General features: G+C 63.0%; 17 protein-coding genes and 3 tRNA genes. All 20 read left to right on the top strand.

All coding sequences use genetic code 11. From position 1 onward, the window contains the following. Positions 1-52: 52 nt before the first annotated feature. The 20 genes from Q0602_RS08985 to Q0602_RS08890 all read left to right on the top strand — a co-directional run bounded on the left by Q0602_RS08985 (position 53) and on the right by Q0602_RS08890 (position 15,115). Positions 53-127 (top strand) — tRNA-Glu (locus Q0602_RS08985). A gap of 10 nt (positions 128-137) precedes the next feature. Then, positions 138-214 (top strand) — tRNA-Glu (locus tag Q0602_RS08980). Positions 215-249: 35 nt separating this feature from the next. Continuing rightward, positions 250-432: a hypothetical protein gene (locus Q0602_RS08975; protein ID WP_298841772.1), complete on the top strand. Its 183-nt coding sequence runs from the start codon at positions 250-252 to the stop codon at positions 430-432. Next, a complete protein-coding gene (gene thrS, locus Q0602_RS08970) occupies positions 362-1,711 on the top strand; it encodes a threonine--tRNA ligase (RefSeq protein ID WP_367276953.1) in 1,350 nt (449 codons plus the stop codon). The genes Q0602_RS08975 and thrS overlap by 71 nt, the downstream gene beginning before the upstream one ends. 55 nt (positions 1,712-1,766) lie before the next feature. Beyond that, positions 1,767-1,955 carry a hypothetical protein gene (locus Q0602_RS08965; RefSeq protein WP_298841769.1) on the top strand — a complete coding sequence of 63 codons (189 nt, stop codon included), beginning with the start codon at positions 1,767-1,769 and terminating at the stop codon, positions 1,953-1,955. A gap of 46 nt (positions 1,956-2,001) precedes the next feature. Then, positions 2,002-2,079: transfer RNA gene (locus tag Q0602_RS08960), tRNA-Ile, on the top strand. Between the two features lie 111 nt (positions 2,080-2,190). Then, on the top strand, positions 2,191-2,634 hold the full coding sequence (locus tag Q0602_RS08955) for an aminoacyl-tRNA hydrolase (RefSeq protein ID WP_367276952.1): 444 nt from the start codon (positions 2,191-2,193) through the stop codon (positions 2,632-2,634). A gap of 8 nt (positions 2,635-2,642) precedes the next feature. After that, complete coding sequence (locus Q0602_RS08950; RefSeq protein ID WP_298841766.1) at positions 2,643-3,215, top strand: hypothetical protein; 573 nt, start codon at positions 2,643-2,645, stop codon at positions 3,213-3,215. Positions 3,216-3,273: 58 nt separating this feature from the next. Continuing rightward, complete coding sequence (locus Q0602_RS08945; protein ID WP_298841764.1) at positions 3,274-3,558, top strand: DUF6440 family protein; 285 nt, start codon at positions 3,274-3,276, stop codon at positions 3,556-3,558. Between the two features lie 6 nt (positions 3,559-3,564). Next, complete coding sequence (locus Q0602_RS08940) at positions 3,565-4,101, top strand: hypothetical protein (protein ID WP_298841761.1); 537 nt, start codon at positions 3,565-3,567, stop codon at positions 4,099-4,101. Continuing rightward, the gene (locus Q0602_RS08935) at positions 4,098-4,490 is read left to right on the top strand and encodes an NUDIX domain-containing protein (protein ID WP_298841758.1); all 393 of its coding nucleotides are present in this window, start codon (positions 4,098-4,100) and stop codon (positions 4,488-4,490) included. Before Q0602_RS08940 ends, Q0602_RS08935 begins: the two co-directional genes overlap by 4 nt. A 21-nt stretch (positions 4,491-4,511) precedes the next feature. Continuing rightward, positions 4,512-4,733, top strand: a complete 222-nt coding sequence (locus tag Q0602_RS08930) for a hypothetical protein (protein ID WP_298841755.1) — start codon at positions 4,512-4,514, stop codon at positions 4,731-4,733. Between the two features lie 54 nt (positions 4,734-4,787). Beyond that, positions 4,788-5,405, top strand: a complete 618-nt coding sequence (locus Q0602_RS08925) for an ATP-dependent Clp protease proteolytic subunit (protein WP_367276951.1) — start codon at positions 4,788-4,790, stop codon at positions 5,403-5,405. A 379-nt stretch (positions 5,406-5,784) separates the two neighbouring features. Then, positions 5,785-6,036: a hypothetical protein gene (locus tag Q0602_RS08920; RefSeq protein WP_298841752.1), complete on the top strand. Its 252-nt coding sequence runs from the start codon at positions 5,785-5,787 to the stop codon at positions 6,034-6,036. Between the two features lie 70 nt (positions 6,037-6,106). Beyond that, positions 6,107-6,340, top strand: a complete 234-nt coding sequence (locus tag Q0602_RS08915; protein WP_298841749.1) for a hypothetical protein — start codon at positions 6,107-6,109, stop codon at positions 6,338-6,340. 10 nt (positions 6,341-6,350) lie between these two features. After that, on the top strand, positions 6,351-7,652 hold the full coding sequence (locus Q0602_RS08910) for a site-specific DNA-methyltransferase (RefSeq protein ID WP_298841746.1): 1,302 nt from the start codon (positions 6,351-6,353) through the stop codon (positions 7,650-7,652). A 77-nt stretch (positions 7,653-7,729) separates the two neighbouring features. Beyond that, positions 7,730-8,212, top strand: a complete 483-nt coding sequence (locus tag Q0602_RS08905) for a hypothetical protein (protein ID WP_298841743.1) — start codon at positions 7,730-7,732, stop codon at positions 8,210-8,212. Beyond that, entirely contained in the window at positions 8,209-8,505 is a 297-nt protein-coding gene (locus tag Q0602_RS08900) for a hypothetical protein (RefSeq protein WP_298841740.1), read from the top strand. The genes Q0602_RS08905 and Q0602_RS08900 overlap by 4 nt, the downstream gene beginning before the upstream one ends. A 136-nt stretch (positions 8,506-8,641) precedes the next feature. Next, complete coding sequence (locus Q0602_RS08895) at positions 8,642-11,539, top strand: hypothetical protein (protein WP_298841737.1); 2,898 nt, start codon at positions 8,642-8,644, stop codon at positions 11,537-11,539. A gap of 387 nt (positions 11,540-11,926) precedes the next feature. After that, the gene (locus tag Q0602_RS08890; RefSeq protein ID WP_298841734.1) at positions 11,927-15,115 is read left to right on the top strand and encodes a hypothetical protein; all 3,189 of its coding nucleotides are present in this window, start codon (positions 11,927-11,929) and stop codon (positions 15,113-15,115) included. Positions 15,116-15,140 lie beyond the last annotated feature (25 nt).

Here is a 15,140-nt window from a genome sequence, read left to right as displayed (position 1 = left end):
GATCTCTCCCTCACACGACGAGCCCGAACCAGAGAGCCAGGCAGATGCCTGCGGCTCCGTCGTCTAGCGGTCAGGACGTCGCCCTCTCAAGGCGAAAACGCGGGTTCGATCCCCGTCGGAGCTACCAGGCGCCATGTGGCCCCGTGGTCTAGCGGTCGAGGACGTCGGCTTTTCACGTCGAAGGACGCGGGTTCAAATCCCGTCGGGGCTACCATCCATCAGCACATTCACGCCAGCAAGGAGAACGGCATGATTAAACTCGATCTGTCCCAGACCTCACCGGAAGTCCGCGGCTCGCTCATCGAAGCGGTGTCGCGCGTATTCTCCGCAGGCCTCATGGCCTCCAACAGCACGCTCGACGATCATCGGATCAGGAGCGCGAACACGGCGGTCGACGCATTCATGGACAAGCTCGGCAGTCTCGAGAAATAAGGACTGCGGGGCGAGGGTCTACACGCAACGGAATGCTTGTCTTTTCTCGGGTTATGGGGAAAAAGGCTCAGCACTCAAGCGAACGCATCGAAATCAAGAAGGAGGATGCAATGTCACTACGGGAAACCATGATCATCGACTGATCGGGCCGGCTCTCGGCTACTTCCACATCCAGGACGACGCAGCAGGAAGCGTGTTCTGGCACCCGAGAGGAGCGATCCTCTATTCCTGCATACAGGACCACATCAGGAAGCGTCTTTCGGGCGCCTACCGGGAAGTCCGTTCGCCACAGCTCTACCAGCCCCGAATGTGGGAGAAGAGCGGGCATCTCGAGCACTACGGCGAGAACATCTACCGGGTCGACGGCGACCATGTCCTCAAGCCCATGAACTGCCCGGCCCATGTCGAGATATTCAAGGCCGGCAACCACTCCCATCACGATCTGCCGCTCAGACTCTCCGAATTCGGATGCTGCCACCGCAAGGAGCCGTCCGGTGCCCTCCACGGCATCATGCGTCTGCGCCAGTTCGTACAGGACGACGCCCACATCTTCTGTGCCGAGGAGCACGTCGAGGAAGAGGTCTCATCCTTCTGCCGCCTCCTCAGGAGGGTCTATGCCGATTTCGGCTTCCCGGACGTGGATGTTGGCTTGTCCCTGCGACCGGATGACCGTGCCGGCAGCGACGAGATCTGGGACCGGGCCGAGGATGCCCTCAGGTCGGGCATCTCGGCAGCGGGTCTCGCCTACGAGGAATATCCCGGAGAAGGGGCCTTCTACGGTCCGAAGATCGAATTCGGCCTGAAGGACAGTCTCGGAAGACGCTGGCAATGCGGCACGCTGCAGCTCGACATGGTCCTCCCGGGCCGCCTCGGCGCCAGATACTCGGCGCCGGGAGGGCACCGGGTGCCGATCATGCTGCACCGGGCGATCCTGGGCTCCATGGAGCGCTTCATCGGCATCCTGCTCGAGCATCACGAAGGCGATCTTCCCGAGTGGCTCGCCCCCGTGCAGGCCATCGTCATACCCGTCGAGGAACGACACGAGTCCTACGCAAGCAGGATCCGCTCATCGCTCGGATCAGAACGGGTGGAGATCGACGCATCCGGACGGAGCATCAGCGACAGGATCAAGCGTGCCATCGCGGCGAGATCCCCGGTCATCATCGTCGCAGGGGATCGCGAGATGGAAGCGGAATCGATCTCCGTGCGAAGGCGCGGATCACGACGGTCACTGGAGATGCCTCTCGCATCATTCTCACTCGAATGCCCACCGGAATGAACCAGTCGCTTCGCAGATGTTGACTGCGATGACGACGAGGCTACACGCGATCGCCATGAAACGGGAAGGCATCCTCAAGGCGATCGCGTGCCGGCTGACGCATACAGGGTCATGGGAGAAGCGCGGGAAGGGCCTGAAGGACGGCGTCCACTGGAGGGGATCCAAGACCTACACCTACTGGTGCGCCGAGTGCCGTGAGACACGCGTCACCGGGAGACGGGTCATCCCGAAGGGCCGGACATGATACGGACGCTTCCGATCTCGGATAGGACATCCTATAATCGATATGAGGACCGATAGCTCAGCGGTAGAGCGCCAGGAGTAATGACCCTGTGAGGACCCGGGTTCGAATCCCGGTCGGACCACCATGACAGACGACACACAGAGAAAGGAAAATGCCATGAGCACCGGCGGCTGAAGACAGACCAACGACGACACGACAATGAATACCACAAGGAGCATACCCATGAACATCTCGCATTGACCAGCACGGTCAGACCGCACTGCCCCAGGCAGACAATGATACCCTGAAGGAGCTCGGGGAAGAAAAGCTCTACATATACGCGCTGGTCCGGGCCGACCTCGAAATGTCCCCCGGAAAGCTCAGCGCCCAGGCAGGCCACGCCTATACCGACGCGCTGTGGACCTGTCTCGACCAGGACCCCGAAACCGCCCTCTCCTATCGCTGCGAGAACGGCATCGGCGGATCAAAGGTCACCATCAAGTGCAAGAACATCGGACAGATCGAACGGGCGGCGCGCGAATGCGCCGAGGCCGGCATCCCGCATGCCGTCGTCACCGATTCCGGTCATGTGATGCTCCCGCACTTCACTGGTGAGCCGGTCGTCACCGCCCTCGGCATCGGACCGTGCACCCGCGCGCAGTGCCGACACATCACCAAGCGCTACCAGGTGGTGAAATGAGCGCGGGCATGACGGAGGAGGCCCGAGACAACCTCATCGAAGCCATGCGCTCGTGTCAGCAGACCGAGGGCATGAGCGTCCACCAGCACGGCATGATGGTCGCGGCCTACTACGAGGATCTCATCGAGCACCTCGAGGACGGCGAACCCCTCGCATACGAATGGCGCCTGCCGCAGTGGGCATCGAGGCCGGAGGTCCTCGACGCCATGCCCTCGCGGGACGTGATGCACGCGTATCACGTCTTCCACGACTGCGGTAAGCCCTTCTGCCTCGAGATCGACGAGGAGGGGCGACGCCACTTCCCCGATCACGCCGCGGTCAGTAAGCGCGTCTGGCTCGAGGCCGGAGGCGATCCCGAGGTCGGGGAACTCATCGGCATGGACATGGATGCCCACCTTCTGAAGGCCGACGGCCTGTCCGAATTCGCATCCCGGACGCAGGCGAAGGCACTCCTGCTGACCGCGCTCGCCGAGATCCATGCCAACGCGCACATGTTCGGCGGCCTGGAATCGACCAGCTTCAAGATCAAGTGGAAGCATATCGACAAGCGGGGAAGGCAGGTGCTCGACCTCATCGGATGAAGGAAGGATCCCGGCGGTGCGCTACCGCCGGGACATCCGTAACAAAGGAACACGAATAATGAAGAACGCCATCATCGCACTCGGCGCACTCACTCTCCTGACGGCCTGCGCGAGGCAGCAGGACCGGAATCAGGAAGGGATCGAGATCGTGCGGGAGACCGGTCGTGAAGCCGATCGCTTCATCAGCGTCGGCGGAGAGAACGACCACTTCATGATCATGGAGGACACCCAGACCGGATGCCGCTATCTCACGAAGTACAGAGGCGGGATCACGCCGCTCCTGGCATCCGACGAGACTCCGGACTGCGGACGTCCTGGCAAACGCTCTCCTGTGGAATCCTGAACCATCATGGCGTCAGGCTCAGAACCCTTTCCACTCGCCGACCGCGAGGCCCTCGGTTACATCGAACACGCAGGGTCCATCTCCGTCGCGCGATCGATGCACGCCATACCGGACATAGACTGGGATCGCGCAATCGAGCACGAGCGATCGCACATAGACATGCTGCTCCCGATGAACGATCTCGCGATCGAGTTCGGACTGCAGTGCTTCGCCATAGCCGGACGCCTGCCGCAACACACCGACTGCGTCAGCTATAGCGAACTCACATCGGGCATGATCCTCGACTGCGGGCCCGATCTCGAACTCAATGCGGGCGGGAGACGGATCGCGGTCCGCACAGGAGATCAGTTCCTCCTCAACCCGCACGTCAGACACGGTGCGGAGACAGTCCATCGCCTCGTATTCGCGGCGATCGATGAGAGCAGGCACAGTCTTCCGGACGCCGCCGAGTGCAGGAGTCTGTTCATCGAGAAGCTGTCTAGGGTTGCACTGAGATATCCCGCCCGGAATGACGAACGTCAAACGGAAGGCCATGCAGTATGAAGCACATACGCAAGATCGGACTGCTTCTCATCCGGGACGGACGCCTCCTTGTCGTCCGCAAGAGAGGAGGCACGCTCTGGATACTCCCCGGCGGGAAGCCGGAAGAAGGAGAGACCGATGAGCAGGCCCTGCGGCGCGAGGTCTTCGAGGAGCTCGGATGCCACACCGGCTGGACCCGGCCCTACATGGAGTGCACCGCGCCGGCGGCCGATCTGGAGGAGGTCGTCGTCACCGTCTCCTGTCACCTGGGAGATATCGCAGGATCACCGAGACCGCAGGACGAGATCGAGGAGGTCCGCTGGATCGACATCCGGCGCCCCGATGTGCCCCTTGCGATCAGCATCGAGGAGGAGATGCTGCCGCAACTGATCACCGATTTCATAGACTGACCAACCACCAAGGAGACGGACATGGAAGACATCAAGCCCATCAACGAGAAGAACGATGGCGACTGCGGCTATGTCGCGGGCTACAACAACCGGAAGATCGCCATCTACGCCAGGAGCCTCCTCGCCGCCAAGGAGATCGCGATCGCGCATCTCAAGGTCCCCAAGAAGGGCCTCGGCCTCGTCTGGGTCAATCTCGCCGAGCGCGCCGACGGAAGCACCGTCATGCAGAGCACCGCCATCTAAATATCCATTCCCGTCACCGACGGGCTGACGCCATCCATCACCGAAAGGAAAAGAATCTTGAACGAACCCCACAGCGGCCTCGTGCCGGTCGTCATCGAGGACACGAGCCGCGGCGAGCGCAGCTTCGACATCTTCAGCCGGATGCTCCGCGATCGCATCATCTTCGTGAACGGCGGCGTCGAGGACAACATGGCATCGCTCATCTGCGCCCAGCTGCTGTTCCTCGAGAGCGAGAATCCCGACGCTCCCATCAGCATGTACATCAACTCCCCCGGCGGCGTCGTCACGGCCGGAATGGCAATCCACGACACGATGCAATACATCAGGCCGAAGGTCTCGACCATCTGCATGGGCCAGGCCGCCTCCATGGGCAGCTTCCTGCTCGCGGCAGGAGAGCCCGGCATGCGCTTCGCACTGCCGAACGCCCGCATCATGATCCACCAGCCTTCCGGCGGCGCCAAGGGCATGGCGTCCGACATCGAGATCCAAGCTCGCGAGATCCTCCGGATCCGCAAGCGCATGAACGATCTCTACGTGAAATACACGGGTCAGCCGCTCGAGGAGATCGAGAAGAAGATGGATCGGGACACCTTTCTCGAAGCCGAAGAGGCCAAGTCCATCGGGCTGATCGACGAGGTCTTCGAGCGGCGCGAGGACATTCCCGTCAGCTGACGCGGAGGCGGATGATGAAACGCATGCCCAGAAAGGGCGACCGCGTGCGGATCGTGGAAAGTCCTCGGACGACCAACTGGTCCAGGATCGACAACGGCCGCACAGGTGTCGTCCAGGGAATCCACAGCCACCAGTGGCGGAGCGAACCCGGACCCAGGGTCCATGTGCTCGTCAGATACGATCTGCCTCTCAAGCGAGACGGAGACCCCGGACGGGTCGATCATTACGCAATCTGCCAAGTCGAGATACTGGACAGAGCCGACGACCACGTCCAATGACCCGACAAGAAGACCCATGGACGAACATCAAGGAGTGATGGAAAAATGAGAAGGATGACGAACCCTCCGTTCCGTTAGGTAACCACCTAAGGAACGATCACATGAAGAAGGACTACACGCGCAACCATCGGTACGACACCCGGGGACGTTACGTCCACCGGTATGCGAACTACCACCGCAGCATGCGCACCATGAACGAACTGCGTCAGCTGCACGGTGACGAGACGGACGGGATCCCCGTTCGACGTCGCCGGCTCAACATCCCCACGGCCTATGACGACCTTCCCATCTCGCGCTCCTGGAAGCGCAGCTGGAAGGACTTCACCAAGAAGCGCCACCAGTGGGAGGACTGAAACAGGACGGGGCGGTGGATCGACGATCCGCCGCCCTGTTTCGTCATGCCGCCAACGAAAGGAACGAGACATGGAACTTGCCACCGCCGAGATCACGGAGGATCAGCTGCAGGCAGGCGATCGCATCCGCATCGAGGGTATCGACTGGGACACCGATGGAGACGATCCGCTCGATCTCGATCTTCCGCTGGAGACCGAAATCACGGTCCCTGATGACTGGTGCACAGGCGAGTCCATCGCCGATGTCCTGAGCGACAGATACGGATTCTGCATCCACGGCATCTCCACCATCACCCGTCTCTAAAGGAAGCCACATGACCGATCGACCCAGCCATGAAGCATTGTCCGCACGGCGCAGGAGGATCGAGAAGGGCGAGAGACAGGAGACGCGCGCGAGGAAACGGACTTCCGGCCTGCAAAGCATGATCGAACTCCCGCTTCTCGAGGCGATCGAGGAGAAGGGCGGCGCCGCCCGTCCTCGGGATCTCTACGGCGAGATAGCGGAGCGCCTCAATCTTGATCCCGCTGCGCGCGAGGAGACGCGACGCGGCGGAGACCAGGAATACAGCGTCTTCGATCAGCAGGTCCGCTGGACGCGCCAGACCCTCGTCGCGAAGGAACTGGTGGCTGGCAGGCGCGGAATCTGGGAGATCACCGACAAGGGCCGCGAGAAGTTGACACGCGTCCGTCGCGGGAAGTCGATCCTGATCTACAGCATGGATGACGGTCTCGCCTTCCTCGCTCACGCGGAGGAGGCAGCCGGCGTCATAGAACCTGAGAGCCTCTCCCTCATCCTCACCAGCCCGCCCTATCCGGTCGTCGGACGGGAATACGGACGATTCGGCGTTCCTGAATGGCTGGACTGGATGAGCGGTCTCGTCGGGATGTGGAAGGACCTCATGCGAGACGATGCCACCCTCGCCGTCAACCTGATGGACGTCTTCGTCCCGGGAACGCCGATGATCTCGCCCTACGTCGAACGGTTCGCGCTCGACACCATCGACCGGCACGGACTGCATCTGGCCGGACGCATGCCCTGGCATTCCCCGAACAAGCTCGCGAACATCGAATGGGGCGTCAAGCGCAGGGTGGCCCTCCGGAACACCATCGAGCACGTGCTCCTGTTCTCCAAGACGCCCTCTCCCGCCTGGGACACGGATCGCCTTCCCCGGGAGCCCTACGCACCGCGGAGCGAGGCACAGCTGCGTTCCGATGCCAGACGTGCCGCTGCGCGCTCGAATGCGAGGCGTCCCGGAGGATACGACATCAACGAGGATGCCTTCCGCCGCGACGGGGAGGGAAGGATGCCATCGAACCTGATCGTGTCAGGAGGAACCGGGGGCGGAGGAACCTACGCCAGACGGTGCAGGGAGGAGGGGCACTCGCTACACCCCGCGCGCTTCCCGGAAGAGCTTCCCAAGAGGGTCATCCTGCTGGCAACCGACAAAGGGGACACGGTCTACGATCCCATGGCCGGCTCCAACACCACCGGAAAGGTCGCGCTGGATCTCGGACGGAGGTTCATATCCTCTGAGCCGGTCCTCGAATACGCCGAGGGATCGTCCTTCAGGTTCGAAGTCGCCCCCGGATTCCGCCGTTATCCGATGGCGGCATGAACGAGCGAACAAGACTTTTGCCAAAAGGCTTGTCTTGTCCTAAAAACATCCCACAACCTCCAACTGACGAGGACGACATGAAGACGACAATCCTGCGAACGGGCATCATCCTGGCCGGTGCCATCTCCCTGGCTGCCTGCGGAGACAGCGGCGATGAGCCAACGAATCCCTATGAGCAAGGCGGGGGCCAGGCGGAGCAGGCCGACAACGGCAAGACCGACGCCCAGGCCGGGAAGAGCGTGGACATGTCCGAGGTCTCGGGACGCTGGACGACCGAATCCGGTGCCGTCGGAGAGGGATCGCGCCTCGTCATCGATCTCACCTCCGAGGGCGTCGTGTCGATCGACGTGCGCACCATGGAGAACGGCTCGGAAGCCATCATGGAGAGCGCGACCGGGAAGGCGACCGCGCAGGGCTCCGTGGTGAAGGGCACCGTCGACAAGGGACCCGGCGTGCACGGGATCCTCGGGAAATACTCGACCTGGACGCTCAATCCATCGGGAACGCTCACGGGCGGAGCCGACTCCAAGCCGGTCAAGATCTCGAAGGAAGGGCAGTGAGGCTTCCGGCCATCCTGATCCTCGCAGCGGCTCTTGCCGGATGCGGGTCGCAGGATGGTGACGGAGATGCACAGTCGCCGACAGGGACGCCCGCCGCTCCTGCGCAATACGAGCCCAAGACGCCGGTCGACAAAGCGCTGGTGGAGATACCACCTGCCGACAGGCGGTCCTTCCAGAGCGCCCTGCGATGCGAGATCCAGCGCAATCAGGGCGACGCGATCCAGATCACCCCTGAATACATCAAGGGGTTGCAGGAACGTCTGGAACAGGATCCATCCCTCGCGGATTGCTGAGGCTCGAGGGGGTTACCGAAAAAAGACGGGTCGATGCATTTTCAGGATGGACTGAGAATAATTATCGCCTAAGATCGATCCTGTGAATCGGGAGTGGACGACCGCGCCATGTCCTGTGAGCCAGGGACAAGCGATCATGAAGCGTTTCACCTTCCTCATCGGCGTCGCAGCAGCCGCACTCGCCACCACGACTCCCGCCATCGCCCAGGAGGTCGTCATGCGGCGACCCCTCATCGTGCCGACGAAGGGTGCGGAATGGCGGGTCAGTCCATTCCTGATCTACGACACCAACGGCAACGTGGTCCAGCCACAGAACGCCTGCGGCCCCTACGAGGAGCGCCGTGACGTCCAGTGCGTCGTCAACGAGCGACCGGTAGGCGATTCCTACTGCCGCGACGTGGGCCCAAAGCCAGAAGGCTCCAAGCAGTCCTTCATCGACACGGGCTGCTCCTACGACTGGTATCAGGGCCAGTGGCAGGATCCCGGCCCTTCGTGCTCCAACGCAGAGGCTCAGGAGCGGGTCGTCGAGTGCCGTCGTTCCTATGACGACGTGAAGGTGGCCGATTCGCTCTGCAGCGGGACGAAGCCCACGACCGAACGGACGGTCGTGGATCATTCGACCTGTACCTATTCCTGGAACTCGAGCGATCCGTTCGCCGATCCCGGCCAGAACTGCACCGCCACCGAGGAATGGACCCGCGACGTGTTCTGCGAGCGTGATCTGGACAAGGTCCAGGTCGCCGACGGCCAGTGCGGAGGAAGCAAGCCCGCCACCGTCGATGTCCGCGAAGATTACTCGTCGTGCTCCTACAGCTGGAAGAACGACCAGACCTTCACCGATCCGGGCGATTCCTGCACATCCGAAGAGAACCAGACCCGTGCCGTCTGGTGCGAGCGTGATCTCGACGGGAATGTCGAACAGGACGCGAAATGCGACGGCGCGACAAGGCCGGCCGCGAGCCAGACCGTCGAGGACTTCTCCGGCTGCGACTACGAGTGGAAGACGGGTGCCTGGCAGGATCCGGGTGCATCCTGCACCTCGACCGAACGGCAGACACGCAGCGTCACCTGCCTCCGCTCCGACGGGACCACCGTCACCGAGGGGTGCGACGCCAGTGACAGGCCCGCCGCTTCACAGGACGTGGCCGACTATTCGAACTGCTCCTACAACTGGATCGAGAGCGGTTACGGAGCCTGGACCAGCACATGCTCCAATTCCGCGACGCGCAGCCAGACCGTGAACTGTCGCCGGAGCGATGGCACGATCATGACCGGCACTCAGGAATCCCTCTGCTCGGGCACCAAGCCCGCACAGACCGAAGGTCCAACCGGTATCTACTCGACCTGCGGCTACACCGCCAACTACGGCGCGTGGGGTGCGTGCGACGGCACCAGCCGCAGCCGCACGATGGCCACCTGCACCCGCTCGACCGGTGACAACGTCGCCCTCAGCAACTGCACCAGCCGCGGCGACCAGCTGACACAGACCGAATCCTGCGTGACCTACGCATGGGTCGCCGGTACCTGGAACGCATGGGGCAACACCTGCACCGCAAATTCGACACGCACGCAGAACTACTACTGCCGCGCCAGCAACGGCCAGACCGTAGCAGACGGCAACTGCACGGGACCGAAGCCCACGAACAGCGAGACCGCGCCGAACTACACGGGATGCACCTACACGCTCGTCGACAGCGGCACCGGCGCCTGTGACGGCACCCAGCGTCCTCACTACTGGGGCTGCCGCCGCGATCAGACCGGTGAGATGGTCTACTCGGGCACCTACTGCGGGCGTGAGAACCCGACCTACGAAGCCTGCCAGACCTACGCCTGGGAAGCCAGCACCTGGAACGGCTGGAACAGTACCTGTTCCTCCAACGCGACCCGCACGCAGAACTTCATCTGCCGGGCGAGCAACGGCTCGGTCGTCGCCGATGGAAACTGCGCGGGACCGAAGCCGACGAACAGCGAGACGGGGCCGAACTACTCGAGCTGCACCTACACCGCATCCTACACCGGCTGGGGTGCATGCGACGGCACCAACCAGACGCGCAGCATGAACCTGTGCACACGGAACCAGACCGGCGAGAGCGTCGCTGGCGAATACTGCGTCAACCAGGGATACCCGTGGACGCAGAGCCAGAACTGCTACAGCTACCAGTGGGTCCCCGGCGCGTGGCAGGACCCGGGTGCATCATGCACTCCGTCCGAGACGCAGACGCGATCGGTCATCTGCCGCCGTTCCGACGGTGCGACGGTTGGGGATGCCTCCTGCGGAGGCGGAAAGCCGGCCACCACGCAGACCATCGAGGACTACTCGGGCTGCACGCCCACCGCCAACCTCACCGTCAACTGGGGTGGTTGGAGCTGGAACAACACCTGCTCCTCCAGCGCGACCAGGACCCGGTCGGGAACGTGCCTCGCAAGCGGAACTCCCGTCGACTCCTCGGTCTGCACCAGCAGGGGCGTCGCTGTCACCGAAAGCGTCACCGAAGCCAACTATGCCAGTTGCACCTACAGCTGGCAGTATGGGGCATGGAGCAACTGGAGCAGCACATGCTCGGCCAGCGCTACGCATACCCGCAGCGTCTGGTGCCGCCGCAACCAGACCGGCGAGACGGTCACCGACGGGTATTGCGGCGGAGGGAAGCCGGCCACCAGCGAGACATCTCCGAACTACTCGAACTGCGCCAGCTGCCAGAGTGTCGGAAGCTACGGTGGAGGTGGAGACACCTGCGAAGGCGGAACGGTTATCGCAACCGGTGAGTCCTTCTGGTCCCGCGACCAGAGCGGACGACAGTCCTCCTCACAATCGGGCATGCAGGACTCGCTCTCGTGCGTCCGAGCAGGCGGAAACTGCTGGCAGGAATACGTCGAGCAGCACAGCGAATACGGCGAATGGGAGGAAGTCCGACGCCAGTTCGAATGCCACCGCGGAGCGACTTCGATCTCGCCTAACGGAAGCCATGACGGCTACGGAAACAGCTACAGCAGTGACCTCTACAACGCCGGTTACATCCAGTGCACCGGATGACGAGATGTCCTTCGTAAGGAAAAAGGAGGCCCCGCGCACATGCCGCGGGGCCTTTTTCTTGATTCCCGATCCGGTCCTATCAGGCGGACGTCCCATGTCCGCAACTCCCCTAAAACACTGAAGATATCCACGTCGAAAGGCATCATCTACGCGGAGCAATCAGAAGCGAATCTGACCCAGCATGGACACCTCCATCGCCCTGCTCGATTTAAGCTCCGGTAAAAATTCGATTTTCAGGATGGCCATTTCGGCTTCATGATGGCACCATAGGGCCTTCAACCGCATCATGGGGCCCAGAACAGAACGATGAGACGTATCCTATTCATGACCGGCGTGGCGGCGGCCGCCTTGAGCGCTACCACTCCAGTTCTTGCGCAGGAGGTCGTCATGAGGCGTCCGTTGATCGTGCCGACCAAGGGGGCCGAATGGCGTGTCAGCCCCTTCCTCATCTACGATACAAACGGCAACGTCGTCCAGCCACAGGACGCCTGCGGCCCCTACGAGGAGCGCCGCGATGTGCAGTGCGTGGTCGACGAGCGCCCCGTGGGAGACTCCTACTGCCGTGATGTCGGACCCAAGCCCGAGAACAGCAAGGAATCGTTCCTTGATGCCGGATGTTCCTACGACTGGTACCAAGGCCAGTGGCAGGATCCGGGTCCATCCTGTTCGAATGCGGAATCGCAACAGCGTACGGTCGAGTGCCGTCGCTCCTACGACGATGTGAAGGTCTCCGATTCGCTCTGCAGCGGGACGAAGCCCGCGACCGAGCGGACGGTCGTCGATCACTCCACCTGCACCTATTCGTGGAACTCGAGCGATCCGTTCGCAGACCCTGGCCAGAACTGCACCGCGACCGAGGAATGGACGCGCGCCGTCTTCTGCGAGCGCGATCTCGACAAGGTCCAGGTCGCCGACGGACAGTGCGATGCCGGCAGCAAGCCGACGACGATCGACGTGCGCGAGGACTACTCGTCCTGCTCCTACAGCTGGGATGCAGACGAGGACTTCCTCGACCCCGGAGCGAGCTGCACGGATTCAGAGACCCAGACGCGCGCGGTATGGTGCAAGCGCGATCTCGATGACAATGTGGAATCCGACGCGCAGTGCGATCCATCCACCCGCCCGGCCGCCAGTCAGTCGGTGGAGGATTTCTCCGGCTGCGATTATTCGTGGGCACCGCAGGAATGGGGAGAGTGGGACTCACAGTGTTCGAGCACGGCCAACCGCACCCGTGACATCGACTGCCTGCGGAGCGACGGCACCGTCACCAACGACATGACTGCGCGTTGCCAGGAAGATGACGGAAATCCGCCTGCGGCAACCGAGACACAGCCGGTCTACGATTCGTGCTCCTATTCCTGGACACCGGGAGCATGGCAGGACCCGGGTGCTTCGTGTTCTGCCAACGAGAGCCAGACAAGATCGATCACCTGCACTAGCAGCGATGGCCGCACGGTGGACGACTCCTTCTGCACGGATGCAAGGCCGTCCGATACGCGCACGATCGAGGACTATTCCTCCTGCAGCTACGCATGGGTCGAGGGTGGCTTCCAGGATCCCGGACCCTCGTGCACCGCTACCGAGACGCAGAACCAGACGGTCACCTGCCGCCGCTCGGACGGCACGACCGTTGCCGACGGCGAGTGCAACCCCGCGACCAAGCCCCCGACCACGCAGACCGTGGCGGACTACTCGGCGTGCTCCTACAGCTGGGTCGAAGGCGGCTTCGGCGCGTGGAACAGCACCTGCTCGAACAATGCCAGCCGGACCCAGACGGTCACCTGCCGCCGCTCGGACGGCACGACCGTCACCAGCGGCTGCAATGCCGCCACGAAGCCGGCCACGTCCGAGAGCATGGCGATCTACTCGACCTGCAGCTACACGGCGAACTACGGCGCCTGGGGCGCCTGCGACGGAACCAGCCGCAGCCGCACGATGGCCACCTGCACCCGCTCGACCGGCGACAACGTCGCGCTCAGCAACTGCACCAGCCGCGGCGATCCGCTCACCGAGACCGAGTCGTGCGTCACCTATGCCTGGGCCGCAGGCAGCTGGGGGGCGTGGAACAACACCTGCTCCGCCAATTCCACGCGCACGCAGAGCTACTACTGCCGTGCCAGCAACGGGCAGACGGTCTCCGACTCCCTGTGCACCGGAGCAAAGCCCACCAACAGCGAAACGGCGCCCAACTATACCGGCTGCTCCTACAGTGCGGTGAACTGGACCGATCCAGCGAACCCGACCTGTTCCGCTGCGAACACCGAGACGCAGACTGCGGACTGCCGTCGCAGCGACGGCACGATCGTCGCGGACAGCGTCTGCACGGGTCAGGGCATCTCGCTCACCCGTACGGTGTCGAACGCAGCGAACTACTCGGGCTGCTCCTACAGTGCCGTCAACTGGACGAATCCGGCGAACCCCACCTGCTCGGCGGCCAACACCGAGACGCAGAACGCGGACTGCCGGCGCTCAGACGGCACGATCGTCTCAGACAGCACCTGCACCAGCAGGGGTGTCTCGCTCACCCGTACGGTGTCGAACGCAGCGAACTACTCGGGCTGCTCCTACAGTGCCGTCAACTGGACGAATCCGGCGAACCCCACCTGCTCGGCCGCGAACACCGAGACGCAAACTGCGGACTGCCGCCGGAGCGACGGTACAATCGTCTCGGACAGCACCTGCACGAGCTCAGGTATCTCGCTCACGCGGACCGTCTCCAACCCGGCCGACTACTCAGGCTGCTCCTACCAGTGGATCACCGGTGGCTGGCAGGATCCGGGCGCATCGTGCACGCCGAACGAGACGCAGACCCGCAGCGTGACCTGCCGCCGCACCCAGACGGGTGAGACGGTCAGCGACAGCTATTGCGGCGGCGGCAAGCCTTCGACCAGCCAGACAGTGGCCGATTACTCGGGCTGCTCGACGGGCTCGAACCTCACCGTAAGCTGGGGCAGCTGGAGCGCCTGGAGCTCGACTTGTTCGACCTCCGCAGCCAGGACCCGTTCGGGAACCTGTCTGGCCAGCGGGACGCCCGTCGCGTCCTCGGTCTGCACCAGCCGCGGTCTCGCGGTCACCGACAGCGAGAGTTCGGCACAGTATTCGGGTTGCTCCTACACGCCGACGTATGCGCCGAGCTGGAGCGCCTGCACCAATGGCTCCCAGAGCCGCGCGATGACCTCGTGCCGCAGGGACCAGACCGGGCAGTCGGTCAGCACCGGAACCTGCGTGAACGCAGGACATGCAGCACAGCTCGTCAGAGCCTGCGATGAGACCCCTCACTGCTGGTATCATGACCGCTTCGCATACGCTTCGCATATACCGGGCAGCAACACCGTCTACATCCGCTATTCGATCGGATCGGGCGTCACCGGAACCCCCACGGGATTCGCTCCGGGCAACTATTCGGGCTCGATCTCCATCCCTGCGGGTTCCAACCCGTCCGGAAGGACGACAACGATCAACGGCGTCAAGTTCAAGGTCGGAACCTTCGCAAGAGCAGCGGGCACCGGTGGTGGACGCGGAGGCTCGGGCGATGCGAATTCCGATGCCTACGGGATCTGTCGCTCGACCCCCTGATCAGGAACACATCCCAGGACAGGAA

Source organism: uncultured Salinicola sp., assembly GCF_937921195.1.
GTDB lineage: Bacteria > Pseudomonadota > Gammaproteobacteria > Pseudomonadales > Halomonadaceae > Salinicola.
This window is presented reverse-complemented; position numbering and strand designations above follow the sequence as displayed.